This is a genomic window from Nocardioides sp. HDW12B (assembly GCF_011299595.1).
Classification (GTDB): domain Bacteria; phylum Actinomycetota; class Actinomycetes; order Propionibacteriales; family Nocardioidaceae; genus Marmoricola_A.
In genome coordinates this window covers 2,424,845-2,445,599 of the sequence record NZ_CP049867.1, presented here as the reverse complement: position 1 = coordinate 2,445,599, position 20,755 = coordinate 2,424,845, and the positions used below count along the sequence as shown (strand labels likewise).

19 protein-coding genes are annotated in these 20,755 nt (G+C 73.0%); 15 read left to right on the top strand and 4 right to left on the bottom strand.

Translation table 11 applies throughout. The features are described 5' to 3' along the window. Window positions 1-64 precede the first annotated feature (64 nt). The 3 genes from dnaE to G7072_RS11440 all read left to right on the top strand — a co-directional run bounded on the left by dnaE (window position 65) and on the right by G7072_RS11440 (window position 5,914). A complete protein-coding gene (gene dnaE, locus G7072_RS11450) occupies window positions 65-3,619 on the top strand; it encodes a DNA polymerase III subunit alpha (protein ID WP_166086481.1) in 3,555 nt (1,184 codons plus the stop codon). Beyond that, window positions 3,616-4,173 carry a hypothetical protein gene (locus G7072_RS11445; RefSeq protein ID WP_166086480.1) on the top strand — a complete coding sequence of 186 codons (558 nt, stop codon included), beginning with the start codon at window positions 3,616-3,618 and terminating at the stop codon, window positions 4,171-4,173. The genes dnaE and G7072_RS11445 overlap by 4 nt, the downstream gene beginning before the upstream one ends. Window positions 4,174-4,240: 67 nt before the next feature. Further along, the gene (locus G7072_RS11440; RefSeq protein WP_166086477.1) at window positions 4,241-5,914 is read left to right on the top strand and encodes a DUF3352 domain-containing protein; all 1,674 of its coding nucleotides are present in this window, start codon (window positions 4,241-4,243) and stop codon (window positions 5,912-5,914) included. Between the two features lie 84 nt (window positions 5,915-5,998). On the opposite strand, the gene G7072_RS11435 is transcribed toward G7072_RS11440, so the two are convergent. Together G7072_RS11435 and G7072_RS11430 are read right to left on the bottom strand one after the other, a co-directional pair. Next, on the bottom strand, window positions 5,999-6,802 hold the full coding sequence (locus G7072_RS11435) for an alpha/beta fold hydrolase (protein WP_166086475.1): 804 nt from the start codon (window positions 6,800-6,802) through the stop codon (window positions 5,999-6,001). 43 nt (window positions 6,803-6,845) lie between these two features. Then, window positions 6,846-7,520, bottom strand: a complete 675-nt coding sequence (locus tag G7072_RS11430; RefSeq protein WP_166086472.1) for an LON peptidase substrate-binding domain-containing protein — start codon at window positions 7,518-7,520, stop codon at window positions 6,846-6,848. A 116-nt stretch (window positions 7,521-7,636) separates the two neighbouring features. Between G7072_RS11430 and hisD the strand changes: the two genes are divergently transcribed. The 10 genes from hisD (at window position 7,637) to hisF (ending at window position 16,893) form a co-directional block, all read left to right on the top strand. Beyond that, complete coding sequence (hisD, locus tag G7072_RS11425; RefSeq protein WP_240917282.1) at window positions 7,637-8,866, top strand: histidinol dehydrogenase; 1,230 nt, start codon at window positions 7,637-7,639, stop codon at window positions 8,864-8,866. Further along, a complete protein-coding gene (locus G7072_RS11420; RefSeq protein ID WP_166086468.1) occupies window positions 8,863-9,978 on the top strand; it encodes a histidinol-phosphate transaminase in 1,116 nt (371 codons plus the stop codon). Before hisD ends, G7072_RS11420 begins: the two co-directional genes overlap by 4 nt. Continuing rightward, complete coding sequence (hisB, locus tag G7072_RS11415; RefSeq protein WP_166086466.1) at window positions 9,975-10,619, top strand: imidazoleglycerol-phosphate dehydratase HisB; 645 nt, start codon at window positions 9,975-9,977, stop codon at window positions 10,617-10,619. Before G7072_RS11420 ends, hisB begins: the two co-directional genes overlap by 4 nt. A 95-nt stretch (window positions 10,620-10,714) precedes the next feature. Beyond that, entirely contained in the window at window positions 10,715-11,350 is a 636-nt protein-coding gene (gene hisH, locus G7072_RS11410; RefSeq protein ID WP_240917281.1) for an imidazole glycerol phosphate synthase subunit HisH, read from the top strand. Continuing rightward, on the top strand, window positions 11,347-11,691 hold the full coding sequence (locus G7072_RS11405) for a hypothetical protein (protein WP_166086458.1): 345 nt from the start codon (window positions 11,347-11,349) through the stop codon (window positions 11,689-11,691). Before hisH ends, G7072_RS11405 begins: the two co-directional genes overlap by 4 nt. Before the next feature lie 159 nt (window positions 11,692-11,850). Next, complete coding sequence (locus G7072_RS11400; protein ID WP_166086456.1) at window positions 11,851-12,492, top strand: hemerythrin domain-containing protein; 642 nt, start codon at window positions 11,851-11,853, stop codon at window positions 12,490-12,492. A 129-nt stretch (window positions 12,493-12,621) separates the two neighbouring features. Continuing rightward, window positions 12,622-13,794, top strand: coding sequence for an RtcB family protein (locus G7072_RS11395; RefSeq protein ID WP_206063089.1), 1,173 nt, complete (start codon window positions 12,622-12,624; stop codon window positions 13,792-13,794). A 181-nt stretch (window positions 13,795-13,975) separates the two neighbouring features. Beyond that, the gene (locus tag G7072_RS11390; protein ID WP_166086454.1) at window positions 13,976-15,349 is read left to right on the top strand and encodes an MFS transporter; all 1,374 of its coding nucleotides are present in this window, start codon (window positions 13,976-13,978) and stop codon (window positions 15,347-15,349) included. Between the two features lie 42 nt (window positions 15,350-15,391). After that, entirely contained in the window at window positions 15,392-16,126 is a 735-nt protein-coding gene (gene priA, locus G7072_RS11385) for a bifunctional 1-(5-phosphoribosyl)-5-((5-phosphoribosylamino)methylideneamino)imidazole-4-carboxamide isomerase/phosphoribosylanthranilate isomerase PriA (RefSeq protein ID WP_166086452.1), read from the top strand. Beyond that, the gene (gene hisF, locus G7072_RS11380; protein ID WP_166086450.1) at window positions 16,123-16,893 is read left to right on the top strand and encodes an imidazole glycerol phosphate synthase subunit HisF; all 771 of its coding nucleotides are present in this window, start codon (window positions 16,123-16,125) and stop codon (window positions 16,891-16,893) included. Before priA ends, hisF begins: the two co-directional genes overlap by 4 nt. Window positions 16,894-16,900: 7 nt before the next feature. Here hisF and G7072_RS11375 read toward each other — a convergent pair whose 3' ends face one another. Beyond that, window positions 16,901-17,041, bottom strand: coding sequence for a hypothetical protein (locus tag G7072_RS11375; protein ID WP_166086448.1), 141 nt, complete (start codon window positions 17,039-17,041; stop codon window positions 16,901-16,903). A 151-nt stretch (window positions 17,042-17,192) separates the two neighbouring features. Here G7072_RS11375 and G7072_RS11370 point away from each other — a divergent pair, with 151 nt between their 5' ends. Further along, window positions 17,193-18,353, top strand: a complete 1,161-nt coding sequence (locus tag G7072_RS11370; RefSeq protein WP_166086445.1) for a hypothetical protein — start codon at window positions 17,193-17,195, stop codon at window positions 18,351-18,353. Continuing rightward, window positions 18,350-19,564 carry an O-antigen ligase family protein gene (locus tag G7072_RS11365; RefSeq protein WP_166086442.1) on the top strand — a complete coding sequence of 405 codons (1,215 nt, stop codon included), beginning with the start codon at window positions 18,350-18,352 and terminating at the stop codon, window positions 19,562-19,564. Before G7072_RS11370 ends, G7072_RS11365 begins: the two co-directional genes overlap by 4 nt. Before the next feature lie 740 nt (window positions 19,565-20,304). Here G7072_RS11365 and arr read toward each other — a convergent pair. Then, on the bottom strand, window positions 20,305-20,739 hold the full coding sequence (arr, locus tag G7072_RS11360) for an NAD(+)--rifampin ADP-ribosyltransferase (RefSeq protein WP_166086440.1): 435 nt from the start codon (window positions 20,737-20,739) through the stop codon (window positions 20,305-20,307). Window positions 20,740-20,755: the final 16 nt, after the last annotated feature.

Here is a 20,755-nt window from a genome sequence, read left to right as displayed (position 1 = left end):
TGCCCGGAGCGTGAACCCGTCCGGTCCGCCCCTGCCCGCACCCTCGAGAGGAGCCGGTCGCCCGATGTCAGGTGGGACCAGCAGCACCCAGGCCGGTTTCGCACACCTGCACGTGCACACCGAGTACTCCATGCTCGACGGGGCCGCCCGCCTCGACGACATGTTCGCGCGCACCGCCGAGCTCGGGATGGGCTCGATCGCCATGACCGACCACGGCAACGTGTTCGGCGCGTTCGACTTCTACTCCAAGGCGCAGGCGCACGGGGTCAAGCCGATCATCGGCATGGAGGCCTACTTCACGCCCAACACCTCGCGCTTCGAGCGCAAGCGGGTGCGGTGGAACAACGGCGGCGACGACGACGTCTCGGGCTTCGGTGCCTACACCCACATGACGCTGCTGGCCGAGACCACGGCCGGCATGCACAACCTCTTCCGGCTGTCGTCGCGCTCCTCGCTGGAGGGCTACTTCTACAAGCCGCGCGCCGACCGCGAGCTGCTCCAGGAGTACGCCGGCGGCCTCATCGGCACGACGGGCTGCCCCTCGGGCGAGGTCCAGACCTGGCTGCGCATCGGCGACTACGACAAGGCCCGCCAGGCGGCCGCCGACTTCCGCGACATCCTCGGCGCCGACAACTACTTCCTCGAGCTGATGGACCACGGCCTCGACATCGAGACCCGCGTCCGCGAGGGGCTGCTGCGCCTGTCGAAGGACCTGTCGATCCCGCCGATCGCCACCAACGACTCCCACTACGTCCGCCCCGAGGACGCCGGCGCCCACGAGCACCTGCTGTGCGTCTCGTCGGGCAGCACGATGTCGGACCCGGGCCGCTTCAAGTTCCACGGCGACTCCTACTACATCAAGTCGCCCGAGGAGATGCGCGAGCTCTGGGCCGACCGCAACGGTCTGCCGGAGGCCTGCGACAACACCCTGCTGATCGCCGAGCGCTGCAACGTCGAGTTCAACACCTCGGCCAACTACATGCCCCGGTTCCCGGTGCCCGAGGGCGAGTCGGAGGACTCCTGGTTCGTCAAGGAGGTCGAGAAGGGGCTGGCCTTCCGCTACCCCCAGGGCATCCCCGACAAGGTGCGCAAGCAGGCCGAGTTCGAGACCGGCGTCATCACCCAGATGGGCTTCCCGGGCTACTTCCTCGTCGTCGCCGACTTCATCAACTGGGCCAAGGACAACGGCATCCGGGTCGGTCCCGGTCGTGGCTCCGGCGCCGGCTCCATCGCGGCGTACGCGATGCGCATCACCGACCTCGACCCGCTCGAGCACGGCCTGATCTTCGAGCGCTTCCTGAACCCCGACCGCGTCTCGATGCCCGACTTCGACATCGACTTCGACGACCGTCGCCGCGGCGAGGTCATCGACTACGTCTCCAAGAAGTACGGCGACGACCGGGTCTCGATGATCGTCACCTACGGCACCATCAAGGCCAAGCAGGCCGTCAAGGACTCCTCGCGCATCCTCGGCTACCCCTTCGCGATGGGCGACCGGGTCACCAAGGCGATGCCCGCCGCGGTGATGGGCAAGGACGTCCCGCTCAAGGAGATCTTCGACCCCAACCACGCGCGGTACGGCGAGGGCGGCGAGTTCCGGGCGCTCTACGACTCCGAGCCGGACGTGAAGACCGTCGTCGACACCGCCATCGGTCTCGAGGGGCTGAAGCGGCAGTGGGGCGTGCACGCGGCCGGCGTCATCATGTCGAGCGAGCCGCTGCTCGACGTCATCCCGATCATGCGCCGCCCGCAGGACGGCGCGGTCATCACGCAGTTCGACTACCCGACCTGCGAGCGCCTCGGCCTCATCAAGATGGACTTCCTGGGGCTGCGCAACCTCACCGTCCTCGACGACGCGCTGCGCAACATCGAGCGCAACCGGGGCGAGAAGGTCGTGCTCGAGGAGCTCGAGCTGACCGACGAGAACACCTACGCGCTGCTCCAGCGCGGCGACACCCTGGGCGTCTTCCAGCTCGACGGCGGCCCGATGCGGGCGCTGCTGCGCAGCATGCGTCCCGACACGTTCGAGGACATCTCCGCGGTCGGTGCGCTCTACCGCCCGGGTCCGATGGGTGCGGACTCCCACAACAAGTACGCCCGCCGCAAGACCGGGCGCGAGCCGGTCGAGGCGATCCACCCCGAGCTGGCCGACGCCCTCGAGGACGTCCTGGGTGAGACCTACGGTCTCATCGTCTACCAGGAGCAGGTCATGGCGATCGCGCAGAAGCTGGCCGGCTACACGCTGGGCCAGGCCGACCTGCTGCGCCGCGCCATGGGCAAGAAGAAGAAGGCCGAGCTGGACAAACAGTTCGAGGCGTTCTCCGCCGGCATGAGCGAGCGCGGCTACTCGGCCGCCGCCATCAAGACGCTGTGGGACATCCTGCTGCCGTTCTCCGACTACGCCTTCAACAAGGCCCACTCCGCGGCGTACGGCCTGGTCTCCTACTGGACCGCCTACCTCAAGGCCAACTACCCGCAGGAGTACATGGCGGCGCTGCTGACCTCGGTGAAGGACGACAAGGACAAGTCCGCGATCTACCTCAACGAGTGCCGGCGGATGAAGATCCAGGTGCTCCCGCCCGACGTCAACGAGTCCGACGCCGACTTCACCCCGGTCGAGGGCGACGTGCGCTTCGGCCTCACCGCGATCCGCAACGTCGGCGCCAACGTCGTCGACGCGGTGGTGCGCGCCCGCCGCGAGCAGGGCCGGTACGTCGACTTCGGCGACTTCCTCGGCAAGGTCGACGTCGTGGCGTGCAACAAGCGCGTCATCGAGTCGCTCATCAAGGCCGGCGCCTTCGACTCCCTGGGCCACCGACGCCGCGCGCTGGTGGCGGTCGCCGAGTCGGCCGTCGACCAGTACGTCGACATCAAACGCAACGAGGCCATCGGCCAGGACTCGCTCTTCGCCGGCCTCGACGACGCCGCCGACCAGGCCGGCTGGGGCGTCACCATCGCGATCCCCGACATGGCCGAGTGGGACAAGCAGGCGCTGCTGGCCCACGAGCGCGACATGCTCGGCCTCTACGTCTCCGACCACCCGCTGACCGGGCTCGAGCACATCCTCTCGCGCGAGGCCGACTGCACCATCGGGCAGGTGCTGCTCGACGAGAGCCGCGGCGACGGCGCGCCCGTCAAGATCTCGGGGCTGGTGACCGCGATCCAGCGCAAGGTGACCAAGCGCGGCGACTCGTGGGCGCTGGTCACCGTCGAGGACCTCGAGGGTGCCGTCGACGTGCTGCTGTTCCCCACCGTCTACCAGCTGGTGAGCACCTCGCTCAACGAGGACATCATCATCACCGTCAAGGGCTCGCTGTCGCGCTCGAAGGACCAGCCGGAGATCCACGGCCGCGAGGTCAGCGTCCCCGACCTGACCGAGGGCCCGTCCGGGCCGATCGTGATCTCGCTGCCCTCCACCCGGTGCACGCCGCCGGTCGTCGACCAGCTGCGCGACGTCCTCGGCACGCACCCCGGGGTCACCGAGGTCCGGCTGAAGCTCCTGTCGCGCAACAGCACCACGGTGATGCGCCTCGACGACCGGCTGCGGGTGGAGGCGTCCTCCGCGCTGTACGCCGACCTCAAGACCCTCCTGGGCCCGAACTGTCTCGCCGAGGCATGAAGCAGGTCCTGACGGTCCTGGCGTTCCTCGCCGGGCTCGGCGTGGCCGCGGGCGTGGTGTGGGGCCTGGTCGTCGAGACCCCCCAGCTGACCCGCGACACCGCCGGGGTGGTCACCGCCGGCCCCGAGCTGGCCAAGCAGATCGACAGCGACGCGTGGTTCGCCGTGCTCGGCCTGCTCGTCTGCGTGCCCGCGGGGATGGTGATGGCCCTGCGCACCCGGACCGACCCCGTCGTCGGTGTCCTCTCCGTGGTCGCCGGGGCGATCCTCGCCTCCGGGCTGTGCGTCGCCGTGGGGCTGCTGATCGGGCCCGGCGACCCGATCGAGGCGCTGCGCGACGCCGCACCGGGGGAGCAGGCGCCGGCGCAGCTGACGGTGCACACCTGGGTGGTGCTGGTGGTCTGGCCCCTCGCCGCCGCGCTCGGTTCCCTGGTGGTGCTGCTGCTCAAGCCACCGCGCCTGCAGCAGACCACCGACACGGACTACAACCCGGTGACCGAACGGTCAGGTCCTGAATCGGACTCTCCCCACCGGTCCGGCAAAGCGCCCTCCTGAGGTCGCGAGCGGATACCTTGGGCGGGTGCCACCCGAAGTGGTCGGGGGCCCACAACGAGGGAGAGCAATGTCCAGCGACACTCCGGGGACGCCCGGCGGAGCAGGCGCCGGCGAGCCGGCACACGTGGACTACCTGGAGGACGCGGCGCCGAAGAAGCGGCGCAAGGGCCCGCTGGTGGCCGGGGCGGCGGTCGTCACCGTCGCCGTGGTCGGAGCCGCGGCCTGGGGCGTGACCCAGTTCCTGTCCGACAGCACCACCCCCGCGCAGGCCATCCCGGCCAGCGCCATCGGCTACATCGGGATCGACATCGACCCCGGCAAGGACCAGCAGCTCGAGGCCTACCAGACGCTGAAGAAGTTCCCCGCGCTCGAGAAGGAGCTCGGCCTCGAGAGCGAGAGCGACCTGCGCGAGAGCCTGTTCAACCTGATCAAGGAGGAGTCGGGCTGCGACGACCTCAGCTTCGCCGACGACATCGAGCCGTGGCTCGGCAACAGCGTCGCCTTCGCGGCGCTCCCCGGTGACGAGGAGCCCACGGCGTTCGCCGTCGTCGAGACCACCGACCAGGACGCCGCCGAGAAGGGCGTCGCCACGCTCGCGGAGTGCGGGTCCAGCGAGGACGCGGCGGACTCCTCGGAGCCCGCCCCCTCGGAGTCCGCCTCCTCGGAGGACTCCGAGGACAGTGACGGCCCGGCCTACGACTTCAGCGGCGACTACATGGTCTTCGCCGAGAGCCAGGACGACGTCGACGAGGTGCTCGCCGAGATCGACAAGGGCACCCTGGCCGACGACGAGACCTTCCAGGCCCGCGTCGAGGAGGCCGGCGGCACCGGCTTCGTGACCGGCTACGCCTCGCCCGAGGCGGCCACCGAGTTTCTCGAGACGGTCTCGAACGAGACCGAGACGCTCGGCGGCTCCGCCCCGAGCGAGGAGGAGAAGGAGCTGCTCGAGGAGGCCTTCGCCGACTTCGAGGGCGCCGCGATGTCGCTGCGCTTCGCCGACGAGGGCGTCGAGTTCAAGGTCACCGCCGCCGGCGTGGTCCAGGAGGACCTCTCCGCCGCGCTGTCCGAGGGCGACACGGGCATGACCGAGCTGCCCGCGACCACCATCGCGGCCTACGGCATCCCGGTCGGCGACGACGCGGTGGCGCAGATCCTGGAGTTCGCCGAGAAGTTCGACACCGAGGGCGAGCTCGAGCAGGGCATCACCGAGTTCGAGTCCGCGACCGGGCTGTCGGTCCCCGAGGACATCCAGACCCTGCTGGGCGACGGCTTCACGATCTCCCTCGACGACTCGGTCGACTTCGGAGGCCTGACCTCCGGGTCGTCCGGTCCCGACCAGATCCCCGCCGGCATCCGCATCAACGGCGACCCGGCCGAGATCCGCGAGGTGCTCGAGCGCGCGCTCGACGCCTCCGGCGCGCCGCCGGGCTTCCTCACCATCGAGGAGGGTGAGGGCGCCCTCGCGGTCGGGCTGAACCCCGACTACGTCGCGGAGCTCGCCGGCACCGGCGAGCTGGGCAGCGAGCCGGCCTTCGAGAGCGTGCTCTCGGAGCTGAGCGGCGACCAGGGTGCGTTCTTCGTCAGCTTCGAGGGCGACTGGCTCTCGGCTCTGGTGGGCAGCTTCCCGGGCGAGGACTCGGCGAAGATCCAGGAGAACATCGAGCCGCTGCAGGCCGCAGGTGTGTCGACCACGGCCAACGAGGACGGCTTCTCCTACACGGTCCGCATCACCACGGACTGACGCACGCGGCACGACGTACCGACGGCCCGGTCGGACCCTCAGGGGTCCGGCCGGGCCGACGCACGTCCGGCGCGGCGACCCTGCTCAGGGGGCGTAGTGGGACGCGACGAGCGGGCCCAGGACGGCCGGGTCGGGGACGTGGCTCGCGACCTCGATCGTGGCGCGGCGCGCGTCCGGCAGGGCAGCGGCGGCCGCGTCGGAGGCGGCGCCGAAGAAGTCGGCGGGCAACCCGGCGGAGTGCGGGTCGAGGGTCGCGCCCGTGGTGAGCAGCACCGGCTGGCTGACCGCCGCGAGCCGCTCGCCCGGGGGCGCGCCGTCGCCGAGGCAGGCGGCGTCGTAGCGCAGGGTCGGCGCGAGCGCCCGGAGGTCCGACCAGACCGGCGCGGCCTCGGCGGCGGCGATGTCGGCGTGGGAGGAGCCGGCGAGCCGCATGAACAGCCGCAGGGCCCCGTCCCGGTCGTCGGCGTCGAGCGCGCCGGCGAGGTCACGGGTGTACGCGCGCCAGGCCGCGAGCATCTCGTCACCGAGCAGGTAGGGCACCTCGTGGACGGCGACACGGTCCACCGGCACGCCGGCCGCCGCTGCCAGCAGGGCGAGCGCGCCGCCGGACGAGGCGCCGAACAGGTGGGCCTTCCCGCCCGCGGCCTCGACGACGGCCGCGAGGTCCTCGATCTCGCGCTGCACGGCGTAGGGCTGGGTGTCGCCACTGTCCCCGCGCCCGCGCCGTCGGTAGGTGATGACGGTGAACGACCCCGCCAGGTGCTCACCGAGCGGGAGGTTCTCGGTGCCGTCGTCCAGTCCGCCGCTCACCAGGACCACCACGGGGCCGCCGTCGCTGAGGCGGTCGAACCCGAGAGGCGTGCCGTCGGCCGACGTGGTCCGTGCCATGGGTCTGCTCCTGCGCTGTGGGGCTAGTTGGGGCTAGTCGGGGCTAGTTGGGGCTCCAGCCCGACCGGGCGACCTCGGTGGCGGGCAGCGACGGGATCGCGTTCATGGCGCCGATCTCGCGGCGCATCAGTCGACGCAGCAGGCCGAGCCGCTCGTGGGTGGTCGGCGACTCCAGCAGCTGCTGGCGCTCGCGCAGCGTCAGCGAGCAGGTCGAGGCCAGCACGTAGGACAGCAGCTCGGGGTCGCGCGGCAGGCTGCCGGTCATCACGTCGTCGCCGCGCAGCTCGGAGACCAGGTCGCGGTAGTCGGCGAAGGTGGCCAGCGCGTGCGCGGCCTCGCGGGCGGTGTCGACCGAGGGGCGCGTCTCCTCGGGCATGACCTCGACGTCGGCCACCAGGAACGGGCCGGAGGCGTCGGTGCCCATCACGCGCATCCGCTCCTGGCCGACGGCGGCCAGGTCGAAGCGCCCGTCGTCGTACTGCGAGACGGTGCCGAGCTGCACCACGCAGCCGATGCGGTACATCGACCGGGCCTCGTGACCGCCGGTCTCGTAGCCCTCACGGATCGCGACGATGCCGAAGCGACGCCGGGCCGGGTCGTCGATGGTCAGCAGGTGGCGCACCATCGCCCGGTAGCGCTCCTCGAAGATGTGCAGCGGCACCGTCATCCCGGGGAACGCGACCATGCCCAACGGGAAGATGGGCAGCTGCTCGGTCATGCCGTCAACCTACCTAGACTGGGGGCATGATCCGCAGAATCGACCTCCGTGGCCAGGCCGTCGCACCCGACACGGACGCTCGCTCGCACTACCGGGCCGCGGTGCCGCGCGCCGAGATGGACGTCGCCGCCACCCTCGCCGTCGTCGAGCCGATCATCGCCGCCGTCCGGGAGCGCGGGCTCGAGGCCGTCTGCGAGTTCTCCGCCCGCTTCGACAGCGTCGAGCAGACCGACATCCGGGTGCCGGTCGAGGCCACCCAGGCCGCCCTCGAGGCGCTCGACCCCGCCGTGCGGGCCGCGCTGGAGGAGTCCATCCGGCGGCTGCGGATCACCAGCGAGGCCGAGCTCGAGGCCGACGTCACCACCGAGGTCGTGCCCGGCGGCACCGTGACCCAGCGACTCGTCCCCATCGACCGCGTCGGGCTCTACGTGCCCGGCGGCATCGCGCCGCTGGTCTCCAGCGTGCTGATGAACGTCGTCCCGGCCCAGGTCGCCGGCGTCGGCTCCATCGCGCTCACCTCGTCGCCGCAGGTCGACAACGACGGCCTGCCGCACCCCACCATCCTGGCCGCGTGCGCCCTGCTCGGCGTCGAGGAGGTGTACGCCGTCGGCGGTGCGCAGGCGATCGCGATGCTGGCCCACGGCGCGGGCCCGTGCCGACCGGTCGACCTGGTCACCGGCCCCGGCGGCATCTTCACCGTCAGCGCCAAGCGGCTGGTCAAGGGCGTCGTCGGCATCGACTCCGAGGCCGGCCCGACCGAGATCGCCGTGCTGGCCGACGCCTCCGCCGACCCGGCCTTCGTGGCGGCCGACCTGGTCAGCCAGGCCGAGCACGACCCGCTGGCCGCCTCGGTGCTGGTCACCGACTCCGAGTCGCTGGCCGACGACGTCGTGGCCGAGCTCGACAAGCAGGTCTCGGCCACCCGCCACGTCGAGCGCATCCGCACCGCGCTGACCGGTCCGCAGTCGGGCATCGTCCTGGTCGACGACCTCGAGCAGGGCCTGGAGGTCGTCAACGCCTACGCCGCGGAGCACCTGTCGATCCAGACCGAGGACGCCGCCGCCTGGGCGCGCCGGGTCAGCAACGGTGGGGCGGTGTTCGTCGGGCCGTGGAGCCCGGTGTCGCTGGGCGACTACTGCGCCGGCTCCAACCACGTGCTGCCCACCGGCGGCTGCGCCTGCCACTCCTCGGGCCTGTCGGTGCGCTCGTTCCGCACCAGCGTCCACGTCATCGAGTACACCCGCGAGGCACTGTCCGACGTCGCCGCGCACGTCGTGTCCCTGGCCAACGCCGAGGACCTTCCCGGGCACGGTGCGGCGATCGACGTACGCACGCAGGCCCGGTGAGCGCGCCGGTGAGCGCGCCCGCGACCGGGGCGTTCCGGCTGCCGCTGCGCCCCGAGCTCGAGGGGGTCGCGGCGTACGGCGCCCCGCAGCTCGACCTGCCCGTGCTGCTCAACGTCAACGAGAACCCCTACCCGCCCTCGGACGCGGTGGCGGCCGACCTCGCCGCGGCCGTGAGCGCGGTCGCCGGCGAGCTCAACCGCTACCCCGACCGCGAGTTCACCGCCCTGCGCGAGGCGCTGGCGGCGTACCTCGGGCACGCGCTGGGCCCCGAGCACGTCTGGGCCGCGAACGGCTCCAACGAGGTCATGCTGCACCTGCTGCAGGCCTTCGGCGGTCCGGGTCGTACGGCGATCTCCTTCGCCCCGACGTACTCGATGTATCCCGAGTACGCCCGCGACACCCACACCGGCTGGGTGGTCGGCCACCGCGAGACCGACTTCGCCGTCGACGTCGACAAGGCCGTCGCGCTGGTGCGCGAGGTCGAGCCGACCGTCGTGCTCGTGCCGTCGCCGAACAACCCGACCGGCACCGCGCTGCCGCTCGACACCGTGAAGGCGCTCTGCGCGGCCGCGGCGGCGCTGCCGACCCCGGGGCTGGTCGTCGTCGACGAGGCCTACGCCGAGTTCCGTCGACCCGGCACCCCGACGGCCCTGGAGCTGCTGGACACCACGCCGAACCTGGTCGTCAGCCGCACCATGAGCAAGGCGTTCGCCTTCGCCGGCGTGCGGCTCGGCTACCTCGCGGCCTCGACGGAGATCACCGACGCGCTCCGCCTGGTGCGCCTGCCCTACCACCTGTCGGCGGTGACCCAGGCCGTCGCGCTGACCGCGCTGCGTCACGCCGACGAGCTGCTGGCCCAGGTCGACCGGCTGCGCCGCGAGCGCGACGAGCTCGTGGTCTGGCTGCGCGAGCAGGGGCTGACCGTGGCCGACAGCGACGCCAACTTCGTGCTGTTCGGGCTCTTCGAGGACCGCCACGCGGTCTGGCAGGGCCTGGTGGACCGCGGTGTGCTGATCCGCGAGACTGGACCCGAGGGGTGGCTGCGGGTCTCCGTGGGCACACCTGACGAGACGGCCGCCTTCCGGGCGGCCCTGATGGAGGTCATGACATGAGCGACGAGACGGGCACGCCCACGAGCGCCCGCCCCGCCCGCACCGCACGCATCGAGCGGACCACCCGGGAGTCGAAGGTCCTCGTCGAGGTCAACCTCGACGGCACCGGGCGCGCGGACATCAGCACCGGCGTCGGGTTCTACGACCACATGCTCAACGCGCTCTCGCGCCACTCGCTCATCGACCTCACCGTCCACGCCGACGGCGACCTCCACATCGACGGCCACCACACCGTCGAGGACACCGCCATCGTGCTCGGCGACGCGCTGCTCGAGGCGCTCGGACCGAAGAGCGGCATCCGTCGTTTCGGTGACGCCACCGTGCCGCTCGACGAGGCGCTCGTGCAGGCCGTCGTCGACGTGTCCGGGCGTCCCTACTGCGTGCACACCGGTGAGCCGGAGGGCCAGCAGTTCGTCACCATCGGTGGCTCCGGCGTCGGCTACGTCGGGTCGCTGACCCGTCACGTCTTCGAGACCATCGCCCACCACGCGCAGATCGCGCTGCACGTGCGCGTCCTCGGCGGTCGCGACCCGCACCACATCGTCGAGACGCAGTACAAGGCCGTGGCCCGCGCGCTGCGCGACGCGATCGCCTACGACCCGCGCGAGACCGGCGTGCCGTCGACCAAGGGCACCCTGTGACCGGTGGGGAGACCCCCGCTGCCGTCTCGGGCGCCGACCCCGTCGCCGTACCGGCTCTCACGCACGACCAGCCCAGCTCGGGCCCGGACGTCGTCGTGCTCGACTACGGCTTCGGCAACGTGCGCTCCGTCGTACGCGCGCTGGAGCGCGCCGGCGCCCGGGTGGAGCTGACCGCCGACAAGAACCGCGCCCGGGAGGCCGACGGCCTCGTGGTCCCGGGGGTCGGCGCCTTCCGTGCCTGCGTCGAGGGCGTCCGCGCGGTGCGGGCCGAGGAGATCATCGGTCGCCGGCTGGCCGGCGGGCGCGCCGTGCTCGGCATCTGCGTCGGGCTCCAGATCCTCTTCGACCGCGGCGTCGAGCACGGCCAGGAGACCGAGGGGCTGGGGGAGTGGCCCGGCACCGTCGAGCGGCTCCAGGCCCCGGTCGTGCCCCACATGGGCTGGAACACGGTGCAGCCGCCCGAGGGCTCGCGGCTGTTCGCCGGCCTCGAGGACGAGCGGTTCTACTTCGTGCACTCCTACGGCGTACGCCGCTGGGAGCTGGTCACCAACGGGCGCACCACGCCGCCGGGCGTGACGTGGTGCGAGTACGGCGGCGACCGGTTCGTCGCTGCCGTCGAGAACGGGCCCCTGACCGCCACCCAGTTCCACCCCGAGAAGTCCGGCGACGCCGGCGCCGCTCTCCTGCGCCACTGGGTCGAGGGCCTCGTGCCCGCGACGGTGGGCTCGTGAGCAAGGAGCGCGCCCAGCGGCGCGCGGCTCGCGAGCACGAGGCGGGCCTGCGGGCAGCGGCCAAGGCGGCCGAGCAGGAGCGGCGTGAGCGCCGCGCCGCCCGGACGCGACCGCTGAAGGCTGCGGCCGGTGTGCTCCGACCGGCGCCTGGGATGGGCCGGCCCACGGGCGTCCTCGAGCGTCGGCGCCGTCAGCAGAACGGCCTGCTCGTCGCGCTGCTGCTCGTCCTCGTGATCGTCGTCTGGGTCGTGCGACCCGACTGGGCCGCCCGCTTCGGCATCGTCGTCCTGGTGGTGCTGGCCTTCCCGGTCCTGCGCCTGCTGCTCTTCTCCCGCCGCTGACGTCGGTCGAGCAGGGCGCGCCAGCGCCCGTCGTCGAGACCCGGTGAGGTGGTCGCCCAGGTCTCGACGCCGCTCGCTGGCGCTCGCTGCTCGACCAACGGTGGGCCCGAGCTCGTCGAGACCTACCGCCCCCGTCGCGTCGGGGCTAGCCTGCCGAGCATGGCGACCGATCCGCAGATGACGATGAACCGCGTGATCCACGCAGCCGTCCGCCGCGACTTCGAGCGCACGGCGAAGGCGCTCGACGCGTTCCGCGACGGCGACACCACCCGGGCGGCTGAGCTGGCCCGTGCCTGGGACCACCTGGCGCACCAGCTGACCCACCACCACGAGCAGGAGGACACGCTCATCTGGCCGGCGCTGGAGAGCCTCGGGGTGGATCCGGTGCTGCTCGGGGAGATGGAGAGCGAGCACCAGGCCATGCACGACGCGCTGGAGGAGACGTCGGGACACATGAAGCGACTGGGCGCCTCCGCCCGCAACGAGGACGCCACCGTCGCGGCCGAGGCGCTCGAGCACACCCGCACCGTCACCGAGCGCCACCTGCGCCACGAGGAGGACGAGCTCGAGCCGCAGCTGCTCCAGCACGTCGAGAGCCCCGAGTGGAAGCTCGTCGAGAGGCGGCTCCGCAAGCAGCCGCTCGGTGTCGCGGGCGGGTTCTTCGCCTGGGTGCTCGACGGTCTGCCGCCACGTGAGGACGCCTACGTGCGCTCCGCCGTGCCGACGCCGGTGGTGTTCCTGCTGAGCCGGGTCGTCGGTCTCGGCTACCGCCGCCGCATCGCCCCCGTCTGGCGCCACTGACGCTCGCCCCTCAGGGGCGATCGTGTGCACCTGGTGCCACCAGGTGACTCGGGATGCACACGATCCCGTGGCACGGGGCCGGCGAAAACCGGTGGCCGCCGCGTCGCATCTGACGCAGAGTGTCTCCTCGTGCAGCAGATCAGCAAGAGGCTCATGAGCTGGGCCTCCATCCTCGAGGACACGACGCGGCAGCAGGCCGCGACGGCCTCGACCCTGCCCTTCATCCACCCGCACATCGCGCTGATGCCCGACGCGCACCTCGGCAAGGGCGCCACCGTCGGCTCGGTCATCCCGACGCTCGGCGCGATCATCCCCGCCGCGGTGGGCGTGGACATCGGCTGCGGCATGATCGCGGTCCGCACGCAGCTCGGCCGGGACGACCTGCCCGCGGACCGGCGTCCGCTGCGGGAGGCGATCGAGGCCGCCGTGCCGACGTCGGCGGGTGCCTACAACACCGAGGTCACGCGCGAGCACACGGTCGCCCGCATCGCCGACCTCGAGGCCGCCGCCGAGAAGGCCGAGCTCGACCCCGCGTCGTACGCCGCGAACTGGCGGCTCCAGCTGGGCACCCTCGGCTCCGGCAACCACTTCATCGAGGTCTCCCTCGACGAGGACGACCGGGTCTGGCTGTTCCTGCACTCGGGCTCGCGCGGTGTCGGCAACAAGATCGCCCAGCACCACATCAAGGTGGCGCAGCGCGAGTGCGCCCGGTGGTGGATCCAGCTGCCCGACCGCGACCTGGCCTACCTCGTCGAGGGCACGCCGGAGTTCTGGGCCTACATCCGTGAGCTGCGGTGGGCGCAGCGGTTCGCGCTGCTCAACCGCGAGGAGATGATGGACCGGGTCGCGACCGCCTTCGCGGCGTGGGCCGGCGTCGACGCGGTCGAGCCGACCGAGCAGATCAACTGCCACCACAACTACACGACCAAGGAGCGGCACTTCGGCAAGGACGTGTGGCTGTCCCGCAAGGGCGCCATCGACGCGTCCGCGGGCGTGCCCGGGCTCATCCCCGGGTCGATGGGGACGCGGTCCTACGTCGTGGTCGGCAAGGGCAACCGGCTGTCGCTCAACTCGTCCCCGCACGGGGCGGGGCGGGAGTACAGCCGGTCGGCGGCGCGGCGCACCTTCACCCAGGACGACCTGCGGGCGGCGATGGGGGATATCGAGTACCGCGACACCGACGCCTTCGTCGACGAGATCCCGGCGGCGTACAAGGACATCGACGTCGTCATGGAGGACGCGAAGGACCTCGTCGAGGTGCGCCACGTGCTCCGGCAGATCGTCAACGTCAAGGGCGACTGAGACGAGCTCCGGCCTGATCGGGGTCGTCCGCTGCCACCAGATGGCTCCGGATGACCCCGGTCGGGCGCCGGCACCCCCGCCGTACGACGCGCAGTGGTCCGGACCGGCGGGTATCAACCTCCACCGGCTCCGCTCCTGACGTCCGAGGCCGGCACCTGCCCGGCCCCGGGAGGGAGCGCCGGTGCCGACCCCCGACTTCCGACCCACCGCGCTGGCCGACCGCCCGGTCCCTGCCGACCGGCCGCTGCCGACGCACGGGCCGGTGGAGGTGCGGGTCCCGCGGCAGCGTCGGGCTCCCGAGCCGGCGTACCCGGAGCGGCCCAGCGCCACGGCTCCGCGGCCGGTCGAGGTGTCGGAGGCCCCGCAGGGCCTGGCCGGACGGCGGGCACTGGTCCGGCTCCTCACCGGCCACGGCCTGGCGACGCTGGCCCAGACGACGACCAGCCTCGCCGCCGGCGCCTACGCGCTGGAGCGGACCGGCTCGGCGTCCCTGGCCTCGCTCACGGTCGCCCTCGGCGTGCTGCCGTACGTCGTGCTCTCGGGGCTGGCCGGCCTGGTGGCCGACCTGCTCCCGCGCAGCACGGTCCTGGCCTGGTCCTGCGGCCTGCGGGCGCTGCTGGTCGCGGCCTCGGCCGGCGTGATGGTGCTGGACGGTCCGGTCGGCTGGCTCGCGGTCCTGGCCGTGCTGGCAGCGGTCGCCGCGACGCCGGCGTACCCGTCGGTGGCCGCGTCGGTGACGCAGTGCGTTCCCGACGAGGGGCTCGAGCGCTGGAACGCCGTGGCCACCGGGGTGGAGAACCTCGCCTGGCTGGTCGGGCCCGGGCTCTTCGGTCTGCTGATGGTCGTGGGGTGCCCGCCGTCGGTCGTGGCCCTCGTCGCCGCCGTCGTCTGCACGGTCGCGGTCCTCCCGGTCCTCGGCGTACGGCTGTCGCGGCCGGCTCGCGGCAGTGAGACGTCCCCCGGCTGGGCCGCGGAGGCGCTCGCCGGGCTGCGTCTTGTCGCGTCGCGGCCCCGGCTGCGCGCAGCGATGGGGCTGGCCATGGTCGACAACTTCCTCTACGGCTACGTCGTCGTGACGCTGGTGCTGCTGGCAGGGGGAGCGGGCGGAGTGCTGCCCGGGGCGCTGACCGTGGGGGCGTTGGTGGCCGTGGTGGTCACTGGCCGTCTCGCGCGAGCGGTCCGCACCACCCGGCTGGCCACGGCGGGGTTGCTGGCTTTCGTGCTCGCGCTCCTCGGCACGGGTCTGGCCACTCGAGCGGCCGGGGTCGACCTGCGCCTCGCTCTGCCGCTGGTGGGGCTGGCCGGCGCGGCCACCCTGGTGGCCGAGATCGCGGCCGTCACGGTGCTGCAGCGCGACAGCGACCCGGCGGTGCTGGCGCGGGTCTTCGGCGTCTACGACCAGCTCAACGTGGGAGCGATCGCCGTCGGCTCGGCCCTCGCCGGGCCCCTGGCCCAGGTGCTCGGCGCGGGCCCTGCCCTGGTCGGCGTGGCGGTCGGTGCCGGTGTCGTGGCAGCCCTCGTGGCGCGCGGCCTGCGGCGTGCGCCCGCAGTCTGAGCCCGGCGCGGACGACCCGTCCCGCGGCCCTAGGCTTGAGCCATGTCTTCGTACCTCGAGCTGCTGCCCGCCGTCGACGTGCAGGGCGGTCACGCCGTCCAGCTGGTGCAGGGGGTCGCGGGCTCGGAGAAGGTCTTCGGCGACCCGGTCGAGGCCGCGCTGAACTGGCAGAACCGCGGCGCCGAGTGGATCCACCTCGTCGACCTGGACGCTGCGTTCGGGCGCGGCGAGAACCGCGCGCTGCTGGCCGAGATCGTCGGCAAGCTCGACATCAAGGTCGAGATGAGCGGCGGCATCCGCGACGACTCGTCGCTCAAGGCCGCGCTCGACGCCGGCTGCCGGCGGGTCAACATCGGCACCGCCGCGCTCGAGCAGCCCGAGTGGTGCGCCCGGGCCATCGCCGAGCACGGCGACCGGATCGCGGTCGGCCTCGACGTCCGCGGACGCACCCTGGCCGCGCGCGGCTGGACCCGCGAGGGCGGCGACCTCTACGACGTGCTCGCGCGGCTCGACGCGGAGGGCTGCGCCCGCTACGTCGTGACCGACGTCGACAAGGACGGCATGCTCCAGGGCCCGAACCTCGACCTGCTGCGCACCGTGTGCGAGCGCACCGACCGCCCGGTCGTCGCCTCCGGCGGCATCACCGAGCTGGCCGACCTCGAGGCCATCGCGGGCCTGGTGGACGAGGGCGTCGAGGGCGCCATCGTCGGCACCGCGCTCTACGAGGGCCGCTTCACCCTCGAGGACGCGCTCGCGCTGACCCGAGGCCCGGCGTGACCCTGGCCGTCCGCGTCATCCCGTGCCTCGACGTCGACGGTGGGCGCGTCGTCAAGGGCGTCAACTTCCAGGGCCTGCGCGACGCCGGTGACCCGGTCGAGCTCGCCAAGCTGTACGACGCCGAGGGCGCCGATGAGCTGACGTTCCTCGACATCTCGGCCTCCCACCAGGGCCGCGCCACCACGATCGAGATCGTCGCCCGCACCGCCGAGCAGGTCTTCATCCCGCTGACCGTCGGCGGGGGAGTCGCCTCGGTGAGCGACGTGGACACGCTGCTGCGCGCCGGCGCCGACAAGGTGGCGGTCAACACCGCCGCGATCCGCCGTCCGGAGCTGATCGCCGAGATCGCCGACCGCTTCGGCAACCAGGTGCTCGTGCTGTCGGTCGACGCCCGCCGGGTGGGCGAGGCCACGACGACCGAGTCCGGCTTCGAGGTCACCACCCACGGCGGCCGCACCGGCACCGGCATCGACGCCGTGGCGTGGGCGGCACGGGCCGAGGAGCTCGGCGCCGGCGAGATCCTCCTCAACGCCATGGACGCCGACGGCACGCGCGACGGGTTCGACGTACCGCTGATCAAGCTCGTGCGCGCCGCCGTCTCCATCCCGGTCATCGCCTCGGGCGGAGCCGGCAAGGTCGAGCACTTCCCGCCGGCCGTGGCGGCGGGCGCCGACGCGGTCCTCGCGGCCAGCGTCTTCCACTTCGGCCAGATGAGCATCGGCGACGTGAAGGCTGGCCTGGCCGAGGCTGGCCACCCCGTCCGCTAGGAGCCGGTCAGCGGGGGCGGCGCTGCTCCCGCTTGGCCTTGGCCTTGTCGACGGCCTCGCGGATCCGGCGCTGGTTCTCCGGCTTCTGGGCCTCGGTGTAGAGCTTCTTGGCCACGCCGATCGCGGCGGCACTTCGCAACAGCTTCATGGGTCAGTTCTACCGTCGGGCCCAAGCGCACGCCGCACCCGGGCGGGTGGAGTGGACCGGTCACGTGGTCTGCACCAGCGTGGACAGTGCCGGGTGGGGTCCCTAGCGTCGAAGGTGAAGCACCCAGGCGCTCAGCTCGAGGGAAGAGGCCATGCATGGGGTGACGGCGGCAGGAGGGTCGGCGCGGGCGGCGATCGTGGTCGCGGCCGCGACGTTGCTGGCCGTCGCGCTCCCCGCGGTCAGCCCGCTCTACGCGCAGGTCTACCCGACGCCCGGCGACGGGCCGGGCGGGATCGGTGACGCGCTCACAAAGGCCAACCTCGACCCCCGGTTCGACGCCGACGAGGTCACGCAGTTCCAGACCGTCGGGTTCACCGCGCGCCTCATCTACGGGACCGCGACGACCCCGGACCTGCCGACGGTCCGTGTCGCCTGGAGCAACGCGGCGACCCTGACGGCCCAGGACGAGGAAGCGTTCGTGATCGAGCCGACCTCGGCGTCGCGCCAGTTCCTCGACGACGGCGCGCGGCGCCCCGGCGGCGGCTTCCAGCTCGACTGGACGTGGGACGTCACCCCCCTGAAGCCGGGCGACCAGACGCTGATGGTCCAGGTCAGCCCCACCGTCGTCGTCGAGGGCCGGACGATCCCGAACCTCGCCGACGTCAACCAGCCGGTCCCCGTCACCGTCGAGGTCAACCCCGTCCAGCGCGACTTCGACGCGGTGGTCAACGCCGCCGCCGCCATGGAGACCGAGGTCCCCGACGAGATGACCGTCGGCAAGGAGCACGACGTGGGCGCGTCGATGCCGCTGGCGGCGCCCGCGGACTCGGTGTCGGCCGACATCCGCCTCGAGCAGGGGGAGGACTCCGCCGAGGTCACCATCACCGAGGCCCCGCCCGGTCCGTCGGCCTCGGTCGGGACCGGGGCCGAGGTCGCGCCCGGCCTGTCGCTGGTGAGTGCGCCGGCGGGCACCGTCGAGCGCCGGTGGACCGTGATCCCGGACGAGCCCGGCCAGGTCGACCTCGTCTTCGTGGCCGACGTCGCCGGGCGCGCCGAGGGGCAGGCGCTCGCGCAGGCCGTGCCGGTGACGAAGACGGTGCGGGCCGTCGAGCCGGGCGACTCGTTCTGGGCGACGCTGCAGAAGCCGTTCCTCTACCTCGGGCCGATCCTCGCGGTCCTGGCGGCGGCGGTCGGGCTCCACTCGCAGTGGTCGAAGCGGCAGAAGGCCGCCACTGCCGATCCTGCGCCCGGCGCGGGGCCCGGCGCGGGGCCCGGCGCGGGGCCCGGCGCACCGCCCGGCCCGGGGCCGTGACGGCGTCCCTGCTGCTGGCGGCGGTCGCGTGGTCGCTCGCCACTCGCGGCGGGACGGACCTGCGCGACCTGGTGGTCGTCCTCGCGCTCCTCGGGAGCGCCGGGGTCGCCGTCCGGGCGCGGCTGCCGCGCGACCCGCTGCTGGTCGGGTCGCTGGCCGCGCTGCTGACCTGGTTGGTCGCGCTCGGGCCACTGCGCGACGGCCTTTCGCTGGAGACCGCCCGCATCCCCCTGCTGGTCGGGGCGGCGACGCTGACCGTGCTCGTCGTCGCCCGCCTCGACCGGGCCCAGCGGGAGCTCTTCGTCACCGGCCTGGTCGTCCTCGGATGCCTGCACGCGGTCGTCGTGCTCGGCGAGTTCGCCCTCGCGGTGGCACAGGGAGTGCCCTACCCCTCGCGCCCCGCGTCGACGCTGGGCTCCGCCACGGGTCTCGGCATGCTGCTGGTCGCCACCTCGGTCCTCACGGCTCGCGAGGCGGAGCGCGGCGGCGGCCGTCTGTCCGGGCTCGCGCTCGGCCTCCAGGGAGCGGCGCTGCTCGCGACCGGCAGCCGCACCGCCATCCTGGTCGCCGGGGTCCTGCTCCTGGGGTACGCCGCCACCCGTCCCAGCCGCGTGCTCCGGGCCCTCACCGGTCTCGCGGTGCTCGTCGGCGGCGCCATGGTCGCGTGGCGGGTGGCGACCGAGCCGCTCGAGCAGCGACCCCACTTGTGGCAGCAGGCGCTCGGTCGCATCGCCGAGCACCCGCTGGTCGGGGCCGGGACGCTCCCGGAGCCCTACGAGCGTTCGGTCCCCGGAGCCCGGGTGACCACGCACGCCCACAACGAGCTGCTGCAGTGGGGCGTGGAGTACGGCCTCGTCGGCCTCGCGCTCGGCGTCCTGGTGGTGGTGCTCGCCCTCCGACGCTGCCGTTCGTGGACCACGCAGGACTGCTGGCTGCAGGTGGCGGCCGCAGCGCCGCTGTGCGCCGGCCTGGTCGACTTCACGTTGCGGATCACCGCGGTGGCCGTCGTGGCCGCCGCCCTGGCGGCGCTCGCGACGACGGAACCACCGGCCGCGCTTCCCGACGAGCCGGTCACTCCTGCGCTGGTCGGAGCCAGGCCGTCCAGCGCTCGAGCGCCACGTAGCCCATCCGCTCGTACGTCGGACGTCCGTCGTCGCTGGCGACCAGGACGGCCGGCACGTCGGGGTCCGCCAGCGTCGCCGCCCAGGTGACGGCCGCCCCCGCGCCGCGACCCCGCGCCGACGGGAGCGCAGCGACGTACTCGACGAGGGTGGCGCCGGCGGCCTGGTGGGCGGCGGCCACCGAGACCGGCTCCCCGTCGACGGACCCGACCCACACCCGGGTGGTGCCGTCCAGGAGACCCGGCTGGAGCACGCTGCCCGGGCCGCTGCCGGGCATCGGGAAGCCACTGATCAACACCTGCTCGGCCCGGGCCAGCTCCTCGGGGCTGCGGACCTCGACGACGTTCACGCCCTCCGGCTGACGGTCGGGACCGGGAGCGGGGAACCGCACCATCACCGGCGGGTGGCCGAGCAGCGCCAGGCCGTGGGGAGCGAGGTCGGGGCCCAGCCACGGGCTCAGCAGGAAGTACGGCGACGTCGGCGGGACCAGCTCGGCGACCTCGGCGACGAGCGTGGCGGCGTCGGCGTCGGGGACCGGCTGCGTGAGGACGACCGGGTTGGTCAGGTCGCCGGTGTCGCCGACCCAGGCGCCCGACCAGCGGTCCGTACGCCGTGAGGGTCGCCTGAGCGCGGCGGCCACCGCCAGCGGCCACGACGCGTGCACGAGCACCGCGCGGCGCTTGAGGGTGTCGTCGGGGGGCGCGTCGGGCTCCCAGCCGTCGGTCAGGTGCTCTCCCTCGTCCGGCAGCAGCGACTCGCTCATCGCCCCATCGTGGACCGCGTCCGCCCGACCCGGCACGGGCATTTCCCCGGTGGTCCGGTCCGGTGCCTCAGTCGTAGATGACCGCGGTGCCCTCGCGCTGCATGCGGGCGAGACCGTCGCGCATGCCCTGGAGCTTCTCGGGGGAGTGGCCGACCCAGTCGTGCAGCTCGCGCACGACGCGCAGCGGCTCGCGGCTGCGGAAGGACTGCGTCGGGTTGCCCGGGAGCTTCTTGTCGGTGACGTTGGGGTCGTCCTCGAAGTCGCCGACCGGCTCGACGACGTAGATCCGGCCACGGCCCTCGCCCGGCGCCAGCTCGGCGCCCCAGACCGCCGCGTCGAGGGTGGCGGTGAAGTAGATGTGGTTCATGACCCGGCCGGCCTCGAAGTTCGACTCCCGGCCGGGCACCAGCAGGTCACCGGCCACGAGGTGCGCCTTGGTGCCGTGGAGGTAGGTGCCCGGCTCGTAGACCTCGAACGGCACCGGTTCGCTCGTCGTACCCATGGGAGCCAATCTAGGC

Coding starts and splice junctions, on each gene's coding strand:
- dnaE (WP_166086481.1), top strand. CDS start 65: ATGTCAGGTGGGACCAGCAGCACCCAGGCCGGTTTCGCACACCTGCAC.
- G7072_RS11445 (WP_166086480.1), top strand. CDS start 3,616: ATGAAGCAGGTCCTGACGGTCCTGGCGTTCCTCGCCGGGCTCGGCGTG.
- G7072_RS11440 (WP_166086477.1), top strand. CDS start 4,241: ATGTCCAGCGACACTCCGGGGACGCCCGGCGGAGCAGGCGCCGGCGAG.
- G7072_RS11435 (WP_166086475.1), bottom strand. CDS start 6,802: ATGGCACGGACCACGTCGGCCGACGGCACGCCTCTCGGGTTCGACCGC.
- G7072_RS11430 (WP_166086472.1), bottom strand. CDS start 7,520: ATGACCGAGCAGCTGCCCATCTTCCCGTTGGGCATGGTCGCGTTCCCC.
- hisD (WP_240917282.1), top strand. CDS start 7,637: ATGGACGTCGCCGCCACCCTCGCCGTCGTCGAGCCGATCATCGCCGCC.
- hisB (WP_166086466.1), top strand. CDS start 9,975: ATGAGCGACGAGACGGGCACGCCCACGAGCGCCCGCCCCGCCCGCACC.
- G7072_RS11400 (WP_166086456.1), top strand. CDS start 11,851: ATGGCGACCGATCCGCAGATGACGATGAACCGCGTGATCCACGCAGCC.
- priA (WP_166086452.1), top strand. CDS start 15,392: ATGTCTTCGTACCTCGAGCTGCTGCCCGCCGTCGACGTGCAGGGCGGT.
- G7072_RS11375 (WP_166086448.1), bottom strand. CDS start 17,041: ATGAAGCTGTTGCGAAGTGCCGCCGCGATCGGCGTGGCCAAGAAGCTC.
- G7072_RS11370 (WP_166086445.1), top strand. CDS start 17,193: ATGCATGGGGTGACGGCGGCAGGAGGGTCGGCGCGGGCGGCGATCGTG.
- arr (WP_166086440.1), bottom strand. CDS start 20,739: ATGGGTACGACGAGCGAACCGGTGCCGTTCGAGGTCTACGAGCCGGGC.